This window comes from Streptomyces sp. NPDC045431 (assembly GCF_040646655.1).
Taxonomy (GTDB): domain Bacteria; phylum Actinomycetota; class Actinomycetes; order Streptomycetales; family Streptomycetaceae; genus Streptomyces.
The window spans coordinates 29093-48778 of sequence record NZ_JBEZAQ010000022.1 but is presented as its reverse complement, the minus strand read 5'-3'; the positions used below and the strand labels follow the sequence as shown (position 1 = coordinate 48778).

19 protein-coding genes are annotated in these 19686 nt (G+C 73.0%); 14 read left to right on the top strand and 5 right to left on the bottom strand.

Features of this window, described 5'->3' with window-relative positions:
• Positions 1-28 precede the first annotated feature (28 nt).
• Positions 29-1036, top strand: coding sequence for a hypothetical protein (locus AB0A69_RS30040; RefSeq protein WP_361428560.1), 1008 nt, complete (start codon positions 29-31; stop codon positions 1034-1036).
• 85 nt (positions 1037-1121) lie between these two features.
• Here the strand turns inward: AB0A69_RS30040 and AB0A69_RS30035 are convergent, their stop codons facing one another.
• Both AB0A69_RS30035 and AB0A69_RS30030 read right to left on the bottom strand, forming a co-directional pair.
• Complete coding sequence (locus AB0A69_RS30035) at positions 1122-2264, bottom strand: NADH-quinone oxidoreductase subunit D (protein ID WP_361428558.1); 1143 nt, start codon at positions 2262-2264, stop codon at positions 1122-1124.
• A complete protein-coding gene (locus AB0A69_RS30030) occupies positions 2261-3205 on the bottom strand; it encodes an SAM-dependent methyltransferase (RefSeq protein ID WP_361428643.1) in 945 nt (314 codons plus the stop codon). Before AB0A69_RS30030 ends, AB0A69_RS30035 begins: the two co-directional genes overlap by 4 nt.
• 223 nt (positions 3206-3428) lie before the next feature.
• Here AB0A69_RS30030 and AB0A69_RS30025 point away from each other — a divergent pair, with 223 nt between their 5' ends.
• Together AB0A69_RS30025 and AB0A69_RS30020 are read left to right on the top strand one after the other, a co-directional pair.
• Positions 3429-4631, top strand: a complete 1203-nt coding sequence (locus tag AB0A69_RS30025; RefSeq protein WP_361428556.1) for a sensor histidine kinase — start codon at positions 3429-3431, stop codon at positions 4629-4631.
• A 54-nt stretch (positions 4632-4685) separates the two neighbouring features.
• Positions 4686-5354 (top strand): response regulator transcription factor, encoded by a 669-nt coding sequence (locus tag AB0A69_RS30020; protein ID WP_361428554.1) that lies wholly within the window; start codon positions 4686-4688, stop codon positions 5352-5354.
• A 23-nt stretch (positions 5355-5377) separates the two neighbouring features.
• Here the strand turns inward: AB0A69_RS30020 and AB0A69_RS30015 are convergent, their stop codons facing one another.
• Together AB0A69_RS30015 and AB0A69_RS30010 are read right to left on the bottom strand one after the other, a co-directional pair.
• The gene (locus AB0A69_RS30015; protein ID WP_361428641.1) at positions 5378-6496 is read right to left on the bottom strand and encodes a DUF5937 family protein; all 1119 of its coding nucleotides are present in this window, start codon (positions 6494-6496) and stop codon (positions 5378-5380) included.
• A gap of 303 nt (positions 6497-6799) precedes the next feature.
• Entirely contained in the window at positions 6800-7945 is a 1146-nt protein-coding gene (locus AB0A69_RS30010) for a beta-eliminating lyase-related protein (protein WP_361428552.1), read from the bottom strand.
• 125 nt (positions 7946-8070) lie between these two features.
• On the opposite strand from AB0A69_RS30010, the gene AB0A69_RS30005 reads away from it, so the two are divergent.
• The 10 genes from AB0A69_RS30005 (at position 8071) to AB0A69_RS29960 (ending at position 16114) form a co-directional block, all read left to right on the top strand.
• Positions 8071-9018: a DUF2520 domain-containing protein gene (locus AB0A69_RS30005; RefSeq protein ID WP_361428550.1), complete on the top strand. Its 948-nt coding sequence runs from the start codon at positions 8071-8073 to the stop codon at positions 9016-9018.
• Positions 9015-10034 (top strand): pantoate--beta-alanine ligase, encoded by a 1020-nt coding sequence (panC, locus tag AB0A69_RS30000; protein ID WP_361428548.1) that lies wholly within the window; start codon positions 9015-9017, stop codon positions 10032-10034. Before AB0A69_RS30005 ends, panC begins: the two co-directional genes overlap by 4 nt.
• Positions 10031-11731, top strand: coding sequence for an L-aspartate oxidase (locus tag AB0A69_RS29995; protein ID WP_361428546.1), 1701 nt, complete (start codon positions 10031-10033; stop codon positions 11729-11731). The genes panC and AB0A69_RS29995 overlap by 4 nt, the downstream gene beginning before the upstream one ends.
• A gap of 2 nt (positions 11732-11733) precedes the next feature.
• Positions 11734-12762, top strand: coding sequence for a carboxylating nicotinate-nucleotide diphosphorylase (gene nadC, locus AB0A69_RS29990; protein WP_361428544.1), 1029 nt, complete (start codon positions 11734-11736; stop codon positions 12760-12762).
• Positions 12762-13568, top strand: coding sequence for a type III pantothenate kinase (locus AB0A69_RS29985; protein WP_361428542.1), 807 nt, complete (start codon positions 12762-12764; stop codon positions 13566-13568). Before nadC ends, AB0A69_RS29985 begins: the two co-directional genes overlap by 1 nt.
• A 138-nt stretch (positions 13569-13706) precedes the next feature.
• On the top strand, positions 13707-14273 hold the full coding sequence (locus tag AB0A69_RS29980) for a hypothetical protein (RefSeq protein ID WP_361428639.1): 567 nt from the start codon (positions 13707-13709) through the stop codon (positions 14271-14273).
• Positions 14274-14287: 14 nt separating this feature from the next.
• The gene (locus AB0A69_RS29975) at positions 14288-14461 is read left to right on the top strand and encodes a hypothetical protein (protein ID WP_361428540.1); all 174 of its coding nucleotides are present in this window, start codon (positions 14288-14290) and stop codon (positions 14459-14461) included.
• Between the two features lie 132 nt (positions 14462-14593).
• Positions 14594-15073, top strand: a complete 480-nt coding sequence (locus AB0A69_RS29970) for a BlaI/MecI/CopY family transcriptional regulator (RefSeq protein ID WP_361428538.1) — start codon at positions 14594-14596, stop codon at positions 15071-15073.
• 9 nt (positions 15074-15082) lie between these two features.
• Complete coding sequence (locus tag AB0A69_RS29965) at positions 15083-15631, top strand: amino-acid N-acetyltransferase (RefSeq protein ID WP_361428536.1); 549 nt, start codon at positions 15083-15085, stop codon at positions 15629-15631.
• Positions 15632-15778: 147 nt separating this feature from the next.
• Positions 15779-16114 carry an Lsr2 family protein gene (locus AB0A69_RS29960; protein WP_361428534.1) on the top strand — a complete coding sequence of 112 codons (336 nt, stop codon included), beginning with the start codon at positions 15779-15781 and terminating at the stop codon, positions 16112-16114.
• On the opposite strand, the gene AB0A69_RS29955 is transcribed toward AB0A69_RS29960, so the two are convergent.
• Positions 16083-16709: an SCO3374 family protein gene (locus AB0A69_RS29955; RefSeq protein ID WP_361428532.1), complete on the bottom strand. Its 627-nt coding sequence runs from the start codon at positions 16707-16709 to the stop codon at positions 16083-16085. The two genes, AB0A69_RS29960 and AB0A69_RS29955, sit on opposite strands and share 32 nt — an antisense overlap.
• 431 nt (positions 16710-17140) lie before the next feature.
• On the opposite strand from AB0A69_RS29955, the gene AB0A69_RS29950 reads away from it, so the two are divergent.
• Entirely contained in the window at positions 17141-19666 is a 2526-nt protein-coding gene (locus AB0A69_RS29950) for an ATP-dependent Clp protease ATP-binding subunit (protein ID WP_361428530.1), read from the top strand.
• The last annotated feature ends 20 nt before the right edge of the window (positions 19667-19686 follow it).

Genomic DNA, 19686 nt, shown 5'->3' with positions numbered 1-19686 from the left:
GGAGTCTACGCACGGTAAATTTCAGGCCATGCCACGTGGACGCCACCGCCATTCCCCACCCCTGCACCGGCTGCTGCCGCCGTCGGCGGTCGCCGGCGCTTCGGTTCTCTGTGCCGGAGGCGCCTGGCTCTTCGCGGATCCGCTGGTCCTGCGGCTGCTGGCGGCCGCCGCCGCCGTGGGGGCCGTCACCGGAGCCGTTCTGATGCGCAGGTGGGACCGGGCGGCCGGCCGGCGTGTCGCCGAGCTGACCCGGGCCCGCGCGGGCGATCAGTGGCGCACCGAGGAGCGGATCGCGGAGCTGGAGGCGGACCTGGAGGAGTCGCGCGAGCTGCGCGTCCGGCTGGAGGCGAAGCTGCGGGCCAAGCGCGTCGAGCTGGCGGGGCTGCGCAACGAGCACGCCGGGCTGCTGCGCCGGTACGCCACCGCCGAGACCGAGCGGGCCAGCGCGCTGGAGGGCCGTCGGCAGCTCGCGCTGGAGGCCGCGGCGCCGGCCGCCCGAGCCGCCCGGGAGCTGCCCGCCGCGGCCTCGACGCCGACCCCGGCCGCGTACCTCCAGGCCGCCAGGGCCCTGGAGAACCTCGCGCGGAACGCCGCCGTCCAGGAGGCCGGGCGCGCCGCGCGGCGGTCCCCGGAGGCACCCGCCGTCGACGAGGGCGCCGCCGACGAGGCCACCGCGGCCGACGCCCACCAGGCCACCGCCCACGAGGCCGCGGCCCCGGAGGCCGAGGGCCCCGGTGCCGCGTCCGCGATGCGCCCGGTCCCGCCGACCGCCGCGATCGCCCCGCAGGCGGCGCAGTGGCGTCCGGCGCCGCGCCTCCAGGGCGGCTTCGACTTCTTCGGCACCCAGACGCGGAAGAAGGCCCCGGCGGCCATCGAGACCGTCCAGCACGAGGACCTGGCCGACGTCGTCGGCGAGGAGGCCCTCGCCGTACGGCGGCGGGAGGAGCGCGCGGTCGGCAAGGTCATCGACCTGACGGCGCACGACGAGACCGAGCAGCTCGACGTGGTGGAGCTGCGGCGCGACGCCGCCTCCTGACCGCCGGTCCGGCCCCGGACTCGACCGCCGGTCCGGCCCCGGACTCGACTGCCCGGCCACTCGACCGCCGGGCCGCCCGGCCGGGCTACTTGTCGATGTCGCCGACGACGAAGAAGAACGACCCCAGGATCGCCACCATGTCCGCGACGAGCGTGCCCGGCAGCAGCTCCACCAGCGCCTGGATGTTGTTGTACGACGCCGAGCGCAGCTTCAGCCGGTACGGCGTCTTGTCGCCCTTGGACACCAGGTAGTAGCCGTTGAGCCCGAGAGGGTTCTCGGTCCAGGCGTACGTGTGGCCCTCCGGCGCCTTCAGGACCTTCGGCAGCCGCTGGTTGATCGGCCCCGGCGGCAGCTCCGCGAGCCGGTCGAGGCAGGCGTCGGCGAGGTCCAGGGAGTTGTGCGTCTGCTCCAGCAGGCACTCGAAGCGGGCCAGGCAGTCGCCCTCCTCGCGGGTGACGACCTTCAGGGTGTCCTGGAGGTCGCCGTACGCGAGGTACGGCTCGTCGCGCCGCAGGTCGAAGTCGACACCGGACGCGCGGGCCAGCGGGCCGCTGACGCCGTACGCGTGCACGATCCCGGGCGCCATGACGCCGACGCCGCGGGTGCGGCCGCGGAAGATCTCGTTGCCGAGGACGAGGCGGTCGTACACGTCCATGCGGGAGCGGATCGCCGCCACCGCCTGCCGGGCCCGGCCGAGCCAGCCGGCGGGCAGGTCCTCCTTGAGGCCGCCCACCCGGTTGAACATGTAGTGGATCCGGCCGCCGGAGACCTCCTCCATCACGTGCTGGAGGTCCTCGCGCTCGCGGAAGGCGTGGAAGATCGGGGTGATACCGCCCAGTTCGAGGGGGTACGAGCCGAGGAACATCAGGTGGTTGAGCACCCGGTTCAGCTCCGCGAGCAGGGTGCGCGTCCACACGGCGCGCTCCGGGACCTCCATGCCGAGCATCCGCTCGACGGCCATGACGACACCGAGCTCGTTGGAGAACGCCGACAGCCAGTCGTGGCGGTTGGCCAGCATGATGATCTGACGGTAGTCACGCGCCTCGAAGAGCTTCTCCGCGCCGCGGTGCATATAGCCGACGACCGGCTCGGCATGCTGGATCAGCTCGCCGTCCAGCACGAGCTTCAGGCGCAGCACGCCGTGCGTGGAGGGGTGCTGGGGCCCGATGTTCAGCACCATGTCGGTGCTTTCCGCGGCACCGCCGATGCCGACCGTGGTCTCCGTCATGCCGGACAGTATCCCTCCCCGGGCACGTGCTGGAGCAGCCAGGTGAAGTCCCCGAGTCCGCCCCGCGCCGTGAGCTCCGCGGCCTCCCCGGCGGCGGCGAGGGCGCGTACGTACCCGGCGGGGTCGCTCCGCGCCAGGTCGAGGGCGGGCCGGCCCCCGGCGACACCGAGCCGCCGCAGCGCCTCCCGCTGCGAGACCAGCTCCACCGGGCCCGCTCCGCACGCCGCCGCGCAGGCGTCCAGCGCCACGTGCGCCGTGATGTCGCACGAGCCGTCCGGCACCGGCTCCACCTCGCGGCCCGCGCGGAAGCCGGTCAGCGTGCCGAAGGGCGGCCGGGCCTCCCGCACGTGGGCGTAGTCGACCGCCACCGCCAGGCCGGCGTCGAGGCAGCCCACCGCGCGCGCCCAGGCCTCGTCGCGCGGGCGGCCGATCTCGGCGCGCTCGCCCGGCTCCCGCAGCGGCCACCAGCGGGCCAGCCACTCCGCGTCGGCCCCCACGACCGGCGGGCCCAGCCGCTCGGTGCCGTCCGGCGCCACCTCCACGTACCGGGGCGTGCCCGCATCGTCCACTTCGGCGACGTCCACCGGCACGTTGTCGAGCCACTCGTTGGCGAACAGCAGCCCGCGTACCCCGGACGGCAGGTCCGGCCCCCACTCCACGCGCGGGTCCAGTCCCTCCGGCCGGGCCGCGCGCTCGACGGCGTACGCCCGTACGAGAAGGTCCGCCGCCGCAGCCGGCAGCGCCGCCAGCGCCCCCGTCAGCAGCTCGCCGCGCCCCGCCCCCACGTCCACCAGTGCGACCTCGTCCGTGCCGAGCTCCTCCGCGACACGCGCCAGCAGCCGGGCGACCGCCCCGGCGAACAGCGGTGAGGCGTGCACCGACGTACGGAAGTGCCCCGCGGGCCCCTCGGGGCGCAGGTAGAAGCCGTCGGGCCCGTACAGCGCGCGTTCCGCGGCCGCCCGCCAGCCCGTCCACCGACTCGGCCCCCGGCCGGTCCCCTGACTCGTCCGAGCCGTCTCATCCGTCACGGGCACCAGTCTCCTCCGGCCTCTCCGCCCCGCCCCCTCCACCCTGCCCTCTCCACCCTGCGGAGTAGGGCCCCCTCCCATTGATGGGACCTCCGGTTGACCCCTGCACCTATTCCGTTTCCCTACGCTGGGTGACGTGCACCGCCTCTACGACTTCATCCGCAGACACCCGACGGGCGTCGACGGCTTCTGGGCTGTGATGCTCCTGGGGTTCTCCATGCTGTGGGTGGCCACGGTCCCCGTAGGCGCCAAGCCCGCCCTGGTGGCCGCCGGGATCGTCCTGCTGCTCTGTCTCGCCGTGGCGCTGCGCCGCCGCTGGCCCGACAAGATGCTGCTGCTCGTCGCCGGCATCGGCGTGGCCCAGCTCGTGCTCGACATCGCGACGAACCCGGCCGACTTCGCGATGCTCGTCGTCATCTACACCGTGGCCGCGCAGAGCGACGGCCCGCGGTGGGCGTCCCGCCTCGCGCTCGTCGGCGGCGTGAGCGCGGCCCCGCTGGCGCAGCTGCGCTGGCCCGTCGAGAACGTCTCGACCGCCGGGCAGGTGTTCTTCACCGTCGTGTTGAGCGTGCCCTTCGTGCTGGCCTGGGTGCTCGGCGACTCGATGCGCACCCGTCGCGCGTACTTCGCACAGCTGGAGGAGCGCGCCACCCGCCTGGAGAAGGAGCGCGAGGCCCAGGCCAAGGTCGCCGTCGCCGCCGAGCGCGCCCGGATCGCCCGCGAGCTGCACGACGTCGTCGCCCACAACGTCTCCGTCATGGTCGTCCAGGCGGACGGCGCCGCGTACGTCCTCGACACCTCGCCCGACCTGGCCAAACAGGCCCTGGAGACCATCTCCACCACCGGCCGCCAGGCGCTCGCCGAGATGCGCCGGCTGCTCGGCATCCTGCGCACCGGCGAGCCGCAGGACTCCGAGGACTACGTGCCGCAGCCCGACGTCCAGCAGATCGGGGACCTGGTGGAACAGGTCCGCAGCGCGGGCCTCGCCGTCGACTTCCGCATCGAGGGCACCCCGCGCCCGCTGCCGAGCGGCGTCGAGCTCACCGCGTACCGCATCGTCCAGGAGGCGCTCACCAACACCCGCAAGCACGGCGGCCCGGACGTCGGGGCGAGCGTGCGGCTGGTCTACTTCGACGACGGACTCGGTCTGCTGGTCGAGGACGACGGCCGGGGCGCGTCGCACGAGCTGTACGAGGACGGCGGCGCCGACGGCCGGGGTCACGGCCTGATCGGCATGCGCGAGCGCGTCGGGATGGTCGGCGGCACGCTGGACGCCGGGCCGCGGCCCGGCGGCGGCTTCCGGATCAGCGCCCTGCTCCCCCTCAAGCCCGCCCACTGAAGCTCACTGAAGCCCACTGAAGTCCACTGAATCCGTACGGACCTAAGGAATCGCATGTCCATCCGCGTGATGCTCGTCGACGACCAGGTGCTGCTGCGCACCGGCTTCCGCATGGTGCTGGCCGCCCAGCCGGACATGGAGGTCGTCGCGGAGGCGGGCGACGGGGCCGAGGCGATCGACGTCCTGCGGTCCACGGCCGTGGACGTCGTCCTCATGGACGTACGGATGCCCCGCCTGGACGGGGTGGAGGCCACGCGCCGCATCTGCGCCGAGCCGGGCGCGCCGCGCGTGCTGATCCTGACCACCTTCGACCTGGACGAGTACGCCTTCTCCGGCCTGAAGGCGGGCGCCAGCGGCTTCATGCTCAAGGACGTGCCGCCCGGGGAGCTGCTCAGCGCCATCCGGGCGGTGCACAGCGGCGACGCGGTGGTCGCGCCGTCGACGACCCGGCGGCTGCTGGACCGTTTCTCCCCGATGCTGCCCTCCGCCGCCAAGGACCCGCGCGACAAGACCCTGGAGAAGCTCACCGAGCGGGAGCGCGAGGTGATGATGCTCGTCGCGCAGGGTCTGTCGAACGGTGAGATCGCGGGGCGGCTGGTGCTCTCGGAGGCCACCGTCAAGACGCATGTCGGCCGCATCCTCACCAAGCTCGGGCTGCGGGACCGGGTGCAGGTGGTGGTCCTCGCGTACGAGACGGGCCTGGTACGGGCCGGGGGCCGCTGAGCGCCGCCCCGCGCGCCCGCCCGTCAGCGCAGCACCGTCTCCAGGAAGTCACTGCCGATGCGGGCGACGGCGGCCACGTCCAGCTGGTGCAGGACGTACCGGCCGCGGCGGCGCACGGTGACGAGCTGGGCCTTCTTCAGGACGGCGAGGTGGCGCGAGACCTCCGGCGGGGTGATGCCGTACAGCTCGGCCAGCTCGCTGTTGGTGTACGCGGCACGGGCCAGCGCCCGGCACATGCGCATGCGCATGGGGTGGGCCAGCGCCTCCATGCGGAGGTGGAGCAGCTCCACGGAGGCGGGGCCGGCCAGTTCCGGCGCGCCGACGGGGTAGTGGACGACGGGGCGCCAGCCGGGGGCGTGCAGCACCCACAGGTGGGGCCAGCCGAAGCTGGACGGCACGAAGGTGACTCCGGTGCCGGCGGCGGTGGTCCGGCCGTCGGTGAGCTTGTCGACCACGATGCGCCGCACGCCCGCGCCCCCGCCTCCGTTCACGCCCCCGCCCTCGCCCTCGTCGAGGCTCACGGCGGGCGACACGGCGCGCAGCACCTCCGGCAGGCCCTTGCGGCGCAGCAGCTCGGTCTTGTGGCGGGCGTCGGCGGCGAGGGCGGGCTGGACGCGGCGCCAGGTGTCGGCGAAGAAGGCCTGGTCGCAGTCCTCGAAGAGGCGGCGCAGCCAGGCGCGTACGCCCGCGGGGTCGGCGAGCAGGCGGCGGGTGAACTCCAGCTGCCGGGGGCCGCGGCTGGCGGCGAGTTCGAGGGCGCGTTCGCGGCGGACGGGGCCCCCGGCCGCGTAGTGCGCGGAGCAGGTGAACTCCAGGGCGGCGGCCAGGAAGCGGTCCTCGTCCAGCGCGTCGAGCAGGTCGAGCTCCTCGGCCAGCGTGGCGCCGGTGCGGCCGTCGCCGCCCCGTACTCCGGCGAACGGCATGTGGACGTCCGAGAACGTCGTCGTCCACAGGAAGTTCGCCTCGTGCAGCCGGTCGGCGAGGTCCGGCTTGAGCGCGGCGGCGGTGGCGGTCGCCCAGCCGTGCAGCCCGGGATGGTGCCCCGGCTCGGCCAGGGCGTGCAGCGCCACGCCCAGCTCGGCGAGGGGCGAGATGTCGAAGACGATGCGCTCGGGCGGCAGGCCCGTGATGTCGATGCTCACGCTCACGCCCCCATGGTGAGGGCTGCCGCGCCCCGCCACGCGCCAGTTGACGCCCCTCGTCAATCGATACGCATCGGAGGGGCGGAGTGCGGACCCTGGAGCGCATGAACGCCCTGCACCAGCACCTCCTGGACACCTACCGCTCGGCCCAGCTCGGCACCCCGCCCCCGCCGCTCCCGGGCGCGCACGACTGGCGCGCCCTGCGCGCGGCCCGCGAGCACCGCCGCTTCCTCAAGGTGCTCAGGGGTGTGCCGGTGCACCTGTCGCGTGCGGCCCGGACGACGGCCCGGACGACGGCCCGGACTATTGGCCGGCCACCCGCCCCATGAAGTCCCGCGCCGCGTCCACCACGTCCTGGCGCGACCACTCCAGGCCCGGTGCCGCGACCATGACCTCCGTGACCGCGACGCCCGGCGGACCGGCCGGGCCCGGGTCCGCCCAGGCGCGGAAGAGGGTGACGCCCGTCTCCTCGGCCTGGCGGACGCCCGCCTCCGTGAGGGCCTCCGGCTCGTACGGCAGCCACACCTGGAACTGGTGCGTGTGCGGGGTCTCCGGGTGCACCCGGAACCACGGCGCCGCCCCCGCGAAGCCCTCCCGCAGCGCCTCCGCCACCACGCGCGCGTGCGCCACGTACGACGGCAGCCGCGGCAGCTCCCGCTCCAGGCCCAGCAGCGCCGACAGCGCCGCCGGGAACTGCTGGAACAGCTGGCCCCCGTACCGGTGGCGCCACGCCCGGGCCTCCTCCACCAGCGGCTCGGGCCCGGCCAGGACGGCGCCGGACAGCCCGCCGAGCGACTTGTAGAAGGAGACGTACACGCTGTCGGCGAGTCCCGCTATCTCGGAGAGCTCCCGCCCGAACCAGGGAGCGCACTCCCACAGCCGCGCGCCGTCGAAGTGCACCACCGCATCCCGCTCCCGCGCGGCCTCCACCACCGCCACCAGCTCGTCCCAGTGCGGCAGTACGAAGCCGGCGTCGCGCAGCGGCAGCTCCAGCATCAGCGTGCCGAAGGGCTCGTCGAGGTCCCGGACCTCCTCGGCGGTGGGCAGCCGGGGCGCGCGCGTCGGGTGGACGGTCCGCAGCCCGGTGAGCGCCGTGAGGGCGCGGCGCTCGTGCACCTCGGGGTGCGCCAGCGGGTGGAGCGCGACGACCGGGTTGCCGGTGCGCGCCGCCCAGCACCGCAGCGCCACCTGCTGCGCCATGGTCCCGGTGGGGAAGTACGCCGCGGCCGGGAACCCCAGCAGCGCCGCCACTCGCCGCTCCAGGGTCTCGACGACCCGGTCGCCGTACACGTCGACCGGTTCGGACAGGTCGTGGACGCCGCCCGCGTCCCGCGCGAGCGCGCTCAGCCGCTCCGCGAGCGTCGTCTCCGAGGCGTACCGCCACAGGACCTTCTCGGACGCCCGCCACGCGGCGGTCCGCCGCGCCTTCTCGTCACCTTGATCGCTCATGGTCCGATCATCACACCGCCGGTCACGCCCTGTGGACAGTCGGCAAGCGGAACGAAACGCTGGCGTAGCATGACCAGAAATCGTCCGGTACCCCCCGCGGACTGGAACGGAAGGCCGTCGCCCGCGTGAACGCTTCGCAACCCCGCCCCGCCCGGCTCACCGTCGGCGTCGTAGGCGCCGGCCGGGTGGGCCCCGCCCTCGCCGCGGCCCTGCGGCTCGCCGGACACCGCCCGGTGGCCGTCTCGGGCGTCTCCGACGCGTCCGTGCGGCGCGCCGCCGAGTTCCTGCCCGACGTGCCGCTCGTGCCGCCCGCGCAGGTCCTGGAGCGGGCCGACCTGGTGCTGCTGACCGTCCCCGACGACGTCCTGCCCGGCCTGGTGCAGGGGCTGGCCGAGACCGGAGCCGTACGCCCCGGGCAGCTCCTGGTGCACACCTCCGGGCGGTACGGCACCGCCGTGCTCGACCCGGCCCGCCGGGCCGGAGCGCTGCCGCTCGCCCTGCACCCCGTCATGACCTTCACCGGCACCGCCGTCGACGTCCAGCGGCTGGCCGGCTGCTCCTTCGGCGTCACCGCCCCAGAGGAGCTGCGGCTCGCCGCCGAGGCGCTCGTCATCGAGATGGGCGGCGAGCCCGAGTGGATCGACGAGGCCGCCCGCCCCCTCTACCACGCGGCCCTCGCCCTCGGCGCGAACCACCTCGTCACCCTGGTGGCCCAGTCCATGGAACTGCTCCGCAAGGCGGGCGTCGGCGCCCCCGACCGGATGCTCGGCCCGCTCCTCGGCGCCGCCCTGGACAACGCCCTGCGCTCCGGGGACGCCGCCCTGACCGGCCCCGTCGCGCGCGGCGACGCCGGCACGGTCGCGGCCCACATCTCCGAGCTGCGCGCGCACGCGCCCGCCGCCGTCGCGGGCTACCTCGCCATGGCGCGTACGACGGCGGACCGGGCACTCGCGGCCGGCCTGCTCAAGCCCGAGCTCGCCGAGGACCTGCTGGACGTCCTCGCGGACGGGTCCGCGGACGGTCCCACCGGCCAGGAAGGCGCCGAGGGCGCGGAAGGAGACAGCGGCCGATGAGCCAGGACTTCGAACCGATCACCACCCGCGACGAGCTGGGGTACGCCCTCGACCACTTCGCGCCCCGGGGCCGTACGGCCGTCGTCATGACCATGGGCGCCCTCCACGAGGGCCACGCCACCCTGGTCCGCGCCGCCCGCAGGCACGTCGGCAAGCAGGGGTACGTCCTGGTCACCGTCTTCGTGAACCCGCTCCAGTTCGGCGCGGGCGAGGACCTCGACCGCTACCCCCGCACCCTGGACGCCGACCTCAAGACCGCCGAGCAGGCAGGCGCCGACGCCGTGTTCGCCCCCTCCGTCGAGGAGATGTATCCCGACGGGCGGCCCGAGATCCGGATCACCGCGGGCCCCATGGGCGAGCGGCTGGAGGGCGCCTCCCGCCCCGGCCACTTCGACGGCATGCTCACCGTCGTCGCCAAGCTCCTCCACCTCACCCGCCCCGACGCGGCGTTCTTCGGCCAGAAGGACGCCCAGCAGCTCGCCCTGATCCGCCGCATGGTCCGCGACCTGAACTTCCCGGTGGAGATCGTCGGCGTGGAGACCGTCCGCGAGCCCGACGGCCTGGCCCTCTCCAGCCGCAACCGCTACCTGTCGCCCCCCGAGCGGCGCACCGCCCTCGCGCTCTCCGCCGCGCTCTTCGCCGCCCGCGACCGGCTCGCCGCCCAGGTGGCGCTGCGCGCCCGCGCCGAGACGCTGCCCGCCTCCGAGAGCCGCGCCGCGGCCCTGTCCAAGCTGGGCGAGTCACGCGCGGCGGCCGACGCCCACGCGGTGGCGGCGCTGGCGGCGGCGGGTCCGGGCGGCGCGGACGCGGTTCGGGCGGCGGCCCGCGCGGTACTCGACGAGGCGGCCAAGCGCACCCCGCCCCTCGTCCTCGACTACCTCGCCCTGGTCGACCCGGCCGACTTCACCGACGTCCCCGACGAGTACACCGGGGAGGCGATCCTGGCCGTGGCCGCCAAGGTCGGCACGACCCGGCTCATCGACAACCTTCCCCTCACCTTCGGAGCCCCCGCATGACCGGCATACGCCTCCAGGCCCCCGCCCCCGGCTGGGCCATCGACGCCGACGTCGTCGTGGTCGGCTCCGGCGTCGCGGGCCTGACGGCCGCCCTGCGCTGCACGGCCGCGGGCCTGCGTACGGTCGTCGTCACCAAGGCCCGCCTCGACGCCGGCTCCACCCGCTGGGCCCAGGGCGGCATCGCCGCGGCCCTCGGCGAGGGCGACACCCCGGAGCAGCACCTCGACGACACGCTCGTCGCGGGTGCGGGCCTGTGCGACGAGGAGGCCGTCCGCGCCCTGGTCACCGAGGGCCCCGACGCCGTACGCCGCCTGATCGCCACCGGCGCGCGGTTCGACACCGACGAGGCCGGCACCATCGAGCTCACCCGCGAGGGCGGCCACCACCGCCGCCGCATCGCGCACGCGGGCGGCGACGCGACGGGCGCCGAGATCTCCCGAGCCCTGGTCGACGCGGTCCGCGACCGCGCCGTCCGCACCGTCGAGAACGCGCTCGTGCTGGACCTCCTCACCGACGCCGAAGGCCGTACGGCCGGGGTCACGCTCCACGTCATGGGCGAGGGCCAGCACGACGGCGTCGGCGCCGTCCACGCCCCGGCCGTCGTCCTCGCCACCGGCGGCATGGGCCAGGTCTTCTCCGCCACCACCAACCCCGCCGTCTCCACCGGCGACGGTGTCGCCCTCGCGCTCCGCGCCGGGGCGGAGGTCAGCGACCTGGAGTTCGTGCAGTTCCACCCCACCGTCCTCTTCCTCGGACCCGAGGCGGAGGGCCAGCAGCCCCTCGTCTCCGAGGCGGTACGCGGCGAGGGCGCGTACCTGGTCGACGCCGACGGCGTCCGCTTCATGGTCGGGCAGCACGAGCTGGCCGAGCTCGCCCCCCGCGACATCGTCGCCAAGGGCATCATGCGCCGCATGCGCGAGCAGGGCGCCCACCACATGTACCTCGACGCCCGCCACTTCGGTGCCGAGATGTGGGCCTCCCGGTTCCCGACGATCCTCGCCGCCTGCCGCTCCCACGGCATCGACCCGGTCACCGAGCCGATCCCGGTCGCCCCGGCGGCGCACTACGCCTCCGGCGGCGTCCGCACCGACCTGTCCGGCCGCACCACCGTGCCCGGCCTGTACGCGTGCGGTGAGGTCGCCTGCACCGGCGTCCACGGCGCCAACCGCCTCGCGTCGAACTCCCTCCTGGAGGGCCTGGTCTTCGCCGAGCGCATCGCCGACGCCGTCGCGAAGGACCGCGCCGCGCACGCCGGGACCGGGTCGCGCACGCCGGCCCCGCACCCCGCCCCCACCCTGCTGCCGCTGCTCGACCCCACCTGCCGCGCCACCCTCCAGCACGTCATGACGGCGGGCGCCGGAGTGCTGCGCTCCGCCGCGAGCCTCGCCGAGGCGGCCGAGCGGCTGGACGCCATCCACGGCGAGGCGGTGAGCGGCGGCCGCAAGGCCGCCGAGCCCGGCGTCGAGTCCTGGGAGACCACGAATCTCCTCTGTGTCGCCCGCGTGCTCGTCGCGGCCGCCCGCCGCCGCGAGGAGACCCGCGGCTGCCACTGGCGCGAGGACCACCCGGACCGCGACGACACGGCGTTCCGCCGCCACCTCGTCGTACGGCTCGGTCCCGACCGGACCCTGGACGTCCGCCCCACCGACACCCAAGACTTCCCTCCGACCGTCGCCGAAGCCCCCCAGGAGCCGTAACCGTGAGCACGCCCGAAGAACGCCCGCAGCCCGTGGACGTCCCCCTGATCAACATCGGTGCGCCGGCCGCGTCCGGCGGTGGCTGCGGCGACGGCTGCGGCTGTGGTGATGCCGCCTTCGACGAGGCTGAGTACGAGTGCGGCCTCGACCCCGCGCTCGCCGCGCTGCTGGTGAACGCCGGCCTCGACCCCGTACTCGTCGAGGACGTCGCCTACCGCGCGATCGAGGAGGACCTGGACGGCGGCGTGGACGTCACCACCGTCGCGACGGTCCCGGAGGACGCGGTCGCCACCGCCGACTTCACCGCGCGCGAGGCGGGCGTGGTCGCGGGCATCCACATCGCCGAGGCGATCATGTCCGTGGTCTGCACCCAGGAGTTCGCGGTCGAGCGGCACGTCGAGGACGGCGACCGCGTGGAGGCCGGGCAGAAGCTGCTGTCCGTCACCACCCGCACCCGCGATCTGCTCACCGGCGAGCGCTCCGCGCTCAACATCATGTGCCGTCTCTCCGGCATCGCCACCGCCACCCGCGCGTGGGCGGACGCCCTGGAGGGCCACAAGGCGAAGGTCCGCGACACCCGCAAGACCACGCCCGGGCTGCGCGCCCTGGAGAAGTACGCCGTGCGCTGCGGCGGCGGCGTCAACCACCGCATGTCGCTGTCCGACGCCGCGCTCGTCAAGGACAACCACGTCGTCGCGGCCGGCGGCGTCGCGGAGGCGTTCAAGGCCGTGCGCGAGCAGTTCCCCGACGTGCCGATCGAGGTCGAGGTGGACACCCTCCACCAGGTCCGCGAGGTCCTGGAGGCGGGCGCCGACCTGATTCTGCTGGACAACTTCACGCCGGCCGAGACCGAGGAGGCCGTCACCCTCGTCGGCGGCCGCGCGGTCCTGGAGTCCTCCGGCCGCCTCACCCTGGAGAACGCCGCCGCGTACGCCGCGACCGGCGTGGACTACCTCGCGGTGGGGGCCCTCACGCACTCCTCCCCGATCCTCGACATCGGCCTCGACCTGCGAGAGGCGGAGCAGGGCTGATGCTGCTCACGATCGACGTCGGCAACACCCAGACCGTCTTCGGCCTGTTCGACGGCGAGGAGATCGTCGAGCACTGGCGCATCTCCACGGACGCCCGCCGCACCGCCGACGAGCTGGCCGTGCTCATGCAGGGCCTGATGGGCATGCACCCGCTGCTCGGCGACGAGCTCGGCGACGGCATCGAGGGCATCGCGATCTGCTCGACGGTCCCGTCCGTCCTGCACGAGCTGCGCGAGGTGACGCGCCGGTACTACGGCGACGTGCCGGCGGTGCTGGTCGAGCCGGGCATCAAGACGGGCGTCCCGATCCTCACGGACAACCCCAAGGAGGTCGGCGCCGACCGCATCATCAACGCGGTCGCGGCGGTCGAGCTGTACGGCGGCCCGGCGATCGTCGTCGACTTCGGCACGGCGACGACGTACGACGCGGTCAGCGCGCGCGGCGAGTACGTCGGCGGTGTGATCGCCCCCGGCATCGAGATCTCCGTCGAGGCGCTCGGCGTCAGCGGCGCCCAGCTCCGCAAGATCGAGCTGGCCCGCCCGCGCAGCGTGATCGGCAAGAACACGGTGGCGGCGATGCAGGCGGGCATCGTGTACGGCTTCGCGGGCCAGGTCGACGGCGTCGTGCAGCGCATGAAGCGCGAACTGGTCGGCCCCTCCGGCGACCCGGCCGATGTCACGGTCATCGCCACGGGCGGCCTGGCCCCGATGGTCCTCGGCGAGTCCACGGTCATCGACGAGCACGAGCCGTGGCTGACCCTGATCGGCCTGCGGCTGGTGTACGAGCGCAACGTCTCGCGGATGTAGCCCGCGCCGCATGTAGGCCTCCCTCCGCAGGCGGACGGGGGCCTGCAGGGGCACGCCGTGACCATCGACTTAAACGACTTTCGTCCCAATTGCGCATATCGTCACCTCATGCCCACGCCATACGGATCCCGCGGCGGCCTGGCGTTCGGCGCAGACGAGCTGCGTGTGCTCCGACGCGCCCTCGCCCATGCCCTTCACCCCGCCCCGCTCGACGACGAGGACGTACAGGACTGCCACCGCCTCGCCGGCTCGGTCGACGAGGCGGTCCGCGAGGCCCGGCGGCTGCGCGCCTTCCTGCTCGCGGACCTCGCGCGGTACCGCGATGCCCTCCCCGGCTCGGCGACCGGATACCTGGAGCTGCTCCAGGACGCCCTGGCGGCCGGGTACGAGCCGGGGCCCGAGGACCTCGCCGCGCTGCGCGGCCTGCGCCACGGCGCCGTGGCCGCCGCGCTGCTGGAGCGCTGCCGGTGCCTGGCCGAGCAGTCCGTACGCGCCCGCCTCGCCGGGCAGCGCACCGCGCCGGCCCCGCGCACCCGGCTGCTCGCGCTGCCCGGCGGCCGGGGCCGGGCCGCCGCCGCGGCGCAGCAGCCCTCCCCGAAGCCGGCCCCGGACCCCGCGCCCAAGCCCGTCCCCAAGCCCTCCGAGGTCTTCCCGCCGCGCCGGCGACCCGCGGCGCCCCCGCCCGAGAAGCGGGCGGCGAGCTAGTTACCCTGGACGCCATGGACTACGTATCCGCGCTCCTGCCCCCGGTGGTGATGGCCGCCTTCTTCATCGCCCTCATCGTGGTGATCGTCAAGAGCCAGGGCGGCCAGAACAAGGCCAAGGAGGACGCGGCCGTCGACGCGGCCCTCGCCCGCGCCGAGGCCGCCCGCCAGGCGGACGGCTCCGCCTGACACGTACCCGCCGGGCCCGGGCCTCGGGCCGGAAACCAAGGGCGTACGACCGCTTACGCGTCGTACGCCCTTTTTGTTACCTTTGATACGTCAATAGCCAGTCATTCCGACATCCCCCACTATGGTGGCGACGTGCCCCGTCAATTGGGAGAGCTCGAAGACGCCGTCATGACCCGCGTCTGGCAATGGAACCGGCCTGTCACCGTCCGGGAAGTCCTGGAGGATCTCCAGCAGGAACGGTCCATCGCCTACACCACCGTCATGACCGTAATGGACAATCTCCATCAGAAGGGCTGGGTGCGCAGGGAAGTCTCCGGCCGCGCCTATCGATATACCGCGGTCTCCACCCGCGCCGCCTACTCGGCCGCACTGATGAACGAAGCCTGGTCCAAGAGCGACAACCCCGCCGCGGCGCTCGTGGCGTTCTTCGGCATGATGTCGCAGGAGCAGCGCGAGGCGCTGAATGACGCCATCCGGATCCTGCAACGCGACATCCCGGAAGAGACCGCCGAAGAAGCGCCGCAAGGCGAACAGGAACGGGCGGAAGTGGAAGGCGCCGCGCACACCGGGGAGAGCCGGGGTGCCGACGGCGAGGACGCCGCCGGGCGATAGCGTCCCCTCATGTCCTCCACCGACCTTCCGCCCCCGCCGCCCAATCCCGCCGCGAAAGCCGTGACCGTACGCCGGGCCAGGACCAGCGATGTGGCGGCCCTGCGACGCCTCGTCGATCCGTACGTCACCGAGGGCATCCTGCTCGACAAAGCGACGGTGACGCTTTACGAGGACATCCAGGAGTTCTGGGTGGCGGAACGCGACGAGGACGGCACGGTCGTCGGCTGCGGTGCTCTCCACGTGATGTGGGAAGACCTCGCCGAAGTGCGTACTCTCGCCGTCGACCCGCACTTCCGGGGGGCGGGTGTCGGCCATCAAGTGCTGGGGAAGTTGCTGGACACGGCCCGCTGGCTCGGCGTGCGCCGGGTTTTCTGCCTGACCTTCGAAGTCGACTTCTTCTCCAAGCACGGCTTCGTCGAGATCGGTGAGACGCCGGTCGCCGGAGATGTCTACGCCGAGCTCCTGCGTTCCTATGACGAGGGCGTCGCCGAGTTCCTCGGTCTCGAACGAGTGAAGCCGAACACCTTGGGCAACAGCCGGATGCTTCTGCACCTGTGATCGGAGGATGAGCCTCACCGATCCCTATGTCCGAATCGCGTATGTTTCCCGCCTGTCCCGGGTTCCGAACCTCTCCCGGGGGTTTGTGTTTTCCAGGGAAAAGCGGTTTCCTTTCCGCGTACTGCATTTTCGATGAAAGGAAATCCGGTGGCACAGAAGGTTCAGGTCCTTCTTGTTGACGACCTCGACGGTGGCGAGGCGGACGAGACGGTGACGTTCGCTCTGGACGGCAAGACCTACGAGATCGACCTCACCACCGCCAACGCGGACAAGCTCCGCAGCCTGCTCGAGCCGTACACCAAGAGCGGCCGGCGCACCGGTGGCCGCGCCGCGGGCGGCCGTGGCAAGGGTCGCGTCGCCGCCGGCGGCAGCCCCGACACCGCGAAGATCCGCGCGTGGGCCAAGGAGAACGGTTACAACGTGAACGACCGCGGTCGCGTCCCGGCCGAGATCAGGAAGGCGTACGAGGACGCCAACCACTGAGTGCGGCCCCGTCGCCCGCACCCAGCAGCCGGACCCGGTGGCACGCCGTCGCCGCCGAGTCCACGAGCCGTACGAGACAGGGGGCGTTCCCCCTGTCCCCCGGAGCCGTCCCGGCGACCGGCCCCGCCCCGGGCGAGGGCAGCGCCGGAAGCGTCGGCTCCACTTCACGCCCCGGCAGGGGAGGGCGCAGCCACACGGCGGCGCCGGGCGAGCCGGAGCCACTCCGTCCCGGGGGCAGCCCCGGGGGGACGGGAGCGGGCATCCGGCCACCGGCGCCGAGCACCGTCAGATCCAGGGCGATCCCGCCCCACTCCAGCCACTGGAGCAGCCCCGGCAGCTCCTCCGCGCTCCCCGCGGCGACGAGCATGCGCATCCGGCGCCCTTCGACGGCGACCGGCCAGTGCCCGCCCAGGCGCCGCAGCACGGCGGCTCCCGCGGCGGCCGGCAGCTCCAGCACGTCGAAGCGGAGCCCCGTCAGCAGTTCCACCCCCGCCGGGCCGCGGGCCGCGGCCCAGCCGAGCTCGTGCGCGTACCACCGCGCGTGGCCGTCTCCGTCGTCGGCCGGCACGCGTGGGAGGGGGACGGTGAAGGCCATACCGGGGGAACTCCCCGCCGCCCGCCCGGGTTACGCACCGTAGGAGAGCGATCACGCAACGTGTCGTTCCGGGGGGCGCCCAGACGTGGGGGCGGGCGCAAGAGTGTTCGCCCTTAGCGGAGGGAACCGGGGTTCACCGCATGGAGTGTCAGTGGCTGCGGGTAAGACATTCCTAGTGGGGAGGGGCGACACGCACGGTCCGGGCGTCTCACGTTCGCCATCGGCGTACTGCCGGTGAGGGTAAGTACCTGGCCTGCGGGAACATCGTCTCGCACCATCGGGTTGGAGCATTTGTCGGCGTTCGGGTCAGGAGGCCACAGACGGGTGTCGGCAGTTGGAATGAGCGGTCCCCGCTTGCGGGACTAAGCTGCGGAAGGACAGGGAGGGGACCGACCCCTCTACTGCCTGACCGCTCTGAGGAGCGATTAACGATGTTCGAGAGGTTCACCGACCGCGCGCGGCGGGTTGTCGTCCTGGCTCAGGAAGAAGCCCGGATGCTCAACCACAACTACATCGGCACCGAGCACATCCTCCTGGGCCTTATCCACGAGGGTGAGGGTGTCGCCGCTAAGGCCCTGGAGAGCCTCGGGATTTCGCTCGAGGCGGTCCGCCAGCAGGTGGAGGAGATCATCGGCCAGGGCCAGCAGGCCCCGTCGGGTCACATCCCCTTCACTCCCCGTGCCAAGAAGGTCCTGGAGCTGTCGCTCCGCGAGGCCCTTCAGCTGGGCCACAACTACATCGGCACCGAGCACATCCTGCTCGGCCTGATCCGCGAGGGCGAGGGCGTCGCCGCCCAGGTCCTCGTGAAGCTGGGCGCCGATCTCAACCGGGTGCGGCAGCAGGTCATCCAGCTGCTCTCCGGCTACCAGGGCAAGGAAGCCGCCACCGCCGGTGGCCCTGCCGAGGGCACCCCCTCCACGTCCCTGGTCCTCGACCAGTTCGGCCGGAACCTCACCCAGGCCGCCCGTGAGTCCAAGCTCGACCCGGTCATCGGGCGCGAGAAGGAGATCGAGCGGGTCATGCAGGTGCTGTCCCGCCGCACCAAGAACAACCCGGTCCTCATCGGCGAGCCCGGCGTCGGCAAGACGGCGGTCGTCGAGGGCCTGGCGCAGGCCATCGTCAAGGGCGAGGTGCCCGAGACCCTCAAGGACAAGCACCTCTACACCCTGGACCTGGGCGCGCTGGTCGCCGGCTCCCGCTACCGCGGTGACTTCGAGGAGCGCCTGAAGAAGGTGCTCAAGGAGATCCGCACCCGCGGCGACATCATCCTGTTCATCGACGAGCTCCACACCCTGGTGGGTGCGGGTGCCGCCGAGGGCGCGATCGACGCGGCGTCCATCCTGAAGCCGATGCTCGCCCGCGGTGAGCTGCAGACCATCGGTGCCACGACGCTCGACGAGTACCGCAAGTACCTGGAGAAGGACGCGGCCCTGGAGCGCCGCTTCCAGCCCATCCAGGTCGCGGAGCCGTCGCTGCCGCACACCATCGAGATCCTCAAGGGCCTGCGCGACCGGTACGAGGCCCACCACCGGGTCTCCATCACGGACGAGGCGCTGGTCCAGGCCGCCACCCTGGCCGACCGGTACATCTCGGACCGCTTCCTGCCGGACAAGGCGATCGACCTGATCGACGAGGCCGGCTCCCGGATGCGCATCCGCCGGATGACCGCGCCGCCGGACCTCCGCGAGTTCGACGAGAAGATCGCGGCCGTCCGCCGGGACAAGGAGTCCGCGATCGACTCCCAGGACTTCGAGAAGGCGGCCTCTCTCCGCGACAAGGAGAAGCAGCTGCTGGCGGCGAAGGCCAAGCGGGAGAAGGAGTGGAAGGCCGGCGACATGGATGTCGTCGCCGAGGTCGACGGCGAGCTCATCGCCGAGGTCCTCGCGACCGCCACCGGCATCCCGGTCTTCAAGCTGACCGAGGAGGAGTCCTCGCGTCTGCTCCGCATGGAGGACGAGCTCCACAAGCGCGTCATCGGGCAGAAGGACGCCATCAAGGCCCTGTCGCAGGCGATCCGCCGTACGCGCGCCGGCCTGAAGGACCCGAAGCGCCCGGGTGGCTCGTTCATCTTCGCCGGCCCGTCCGGTGTCGGTAAGACCGAGCTGTCCAAGACGCTCGCCGAATTCCTCTTCGGCGACGAGGACGCGATGATCTCCCTCGACATGTCGGAGTTCAGCGAGAAGCACACGGTTTCCCGCCTCTTCGGTTCCCCGCCCGGATACGTGGGTTACGAAGAGGGCGGCCAGCTCACCGAGAAGGTGCGCCGCAAGCCGTTCTCCGTCGTCCTCTTCGACGAGGTCGAGAAGGCCCACCCCGATATCTTCAATTCCCTTCTCCAGATCCTGGAGGACGGTCGCCTGACCGACTCCCAGGGCCGGGTCGTGGACTTCAAGAACACGGTCATCATCATGACGACCAACCTCGGGACCCGGGACATCTCGAAGGGCTTCAACCTGGGCTTCGCCGCACAGGGTGACGTCAAGACCGGTTACGAGCGGATGAAGGCGAAGGTCAACGAAGAGCTGAAGCAGCACTTCCGGCCCGAGTTCCTCAACCGTGTCGACGACACGGTCGTCTTCCACCAGCTCAGCCAGGAAGACATCATCCAGATCGTCGACCTGATGGTCGCCAAGGTGGACGAGCGTCTGAAGGACCGCGACATGGGCATCGAGCTCAGCGGTGACGCCAAGAAGCTGCTGGCGAAGAAGGGCTACGACCCGGTCCTGGGCGCCCGGCCGCTGCGCCGGACGATCCAGCGCGAGATCGAGGACATCCTGTCGGAGAAGATCCTCTTCGGCGAGCTGCGCCCCGGTCACATCGTGGTCGTGGACACCGAGGGCGAGGGTGAGGAGAAGAAGTTCACCTTCCGCGGTGAGGAGAAGGCGGCGCTGCCCGACGTCCCCCCGATCGAGCAGGCGGCCGGCGGCACCGGCCCGAACCTCTCGAAGGACGCGTAAGCGGTAAGAGCTGAAAGAAG

What these genes read in the sequence shown, in the direction of transcription:
- panC (WP_361428548.1), top strand. Translation starts at nt 9,015, where the DNA reads ATGAGCCAGGACTTCGAACCGATCACCACCCGCGACGAGCTGGGGTAC.
- AB0A69_RS29950 (WP_361428530.1), top strand. Translation starts at nt 17,141, where the DNA reads ATGTTCGAGAGGTTCACCGACCGCGCGCGGCGGGTTGTCGTCCTGGCT.
- AB0A69_RS29985 (WP_361428542.1), top strand. Translation starts at nt 12,762, where the DNA reads ATGCTGCTCACGATCGACGTCGGCAACACCCAGACCGTCTTCGGCCTG.
- AB0A69_RS29975 (WP_361428540.1), top strand. Translation starts at nt 14,288, where the DNA reads ATGGACTACGTATCCGCGCTCCTGCCCCCGGTGGTGATGGCCGCCTTC.
- AB0A69_RS29995 (WP_361428546.1), top strand. Translation starts at nt 10,031, where the DNA reads ATGACCGGCATACGCCTCCAGGCCCCCGCCCCCGGCTGGGCCATCGAC.
- AB0A69_RS29965 (WP_361428536.1), top strand. Translation starts at nt 15,083, where the DNA reads ATGTCCTCCACCGACCTTCCGCCCCCGCCGCCCAATCCCGCCGCGAAA.
- AB0A69_RS30040 (WP_361428560.1), top strand. Translation starts at nt 29, where the DNA reads ATGCCACGTGGACGCCACCGCCATTCCCCACCCCTGCACCGGCTGCTG.
- AB0A69_RS29955 (WP_361428532.1), bottom strand. Translation starts at nt 16,709, where the DNA reads ATGGCCTTCACCGTCCCCCTCCCACGCGTGCCGGCCGACGACGGAGAC.
- AB0A69_RS30020 (WP_361428554.1), top strand. Translation starts at nt 4,686, where the DNA reads ATGTCCATCCGCGTGATGCTCGTCGACGACCAGGTGCTGCTGCGCACC.
- AB0A69_RS30035 (WP_361428558.1), bottom strand. Translation starts at nt 2,264, where the DNA reads ATGACGGAGACCACGGTCGGCATCGGCGGTGCCGCGGAAAGCACCGAC.
- AB0A69_RS30010 (WP_361428552.1), bottom strand. Translation starts at nt 7,945, where the DNA reads ATGAGCGATCAAGGTGACGAGAAGGCGCGGCGGACCGCCGCGTGGCGG.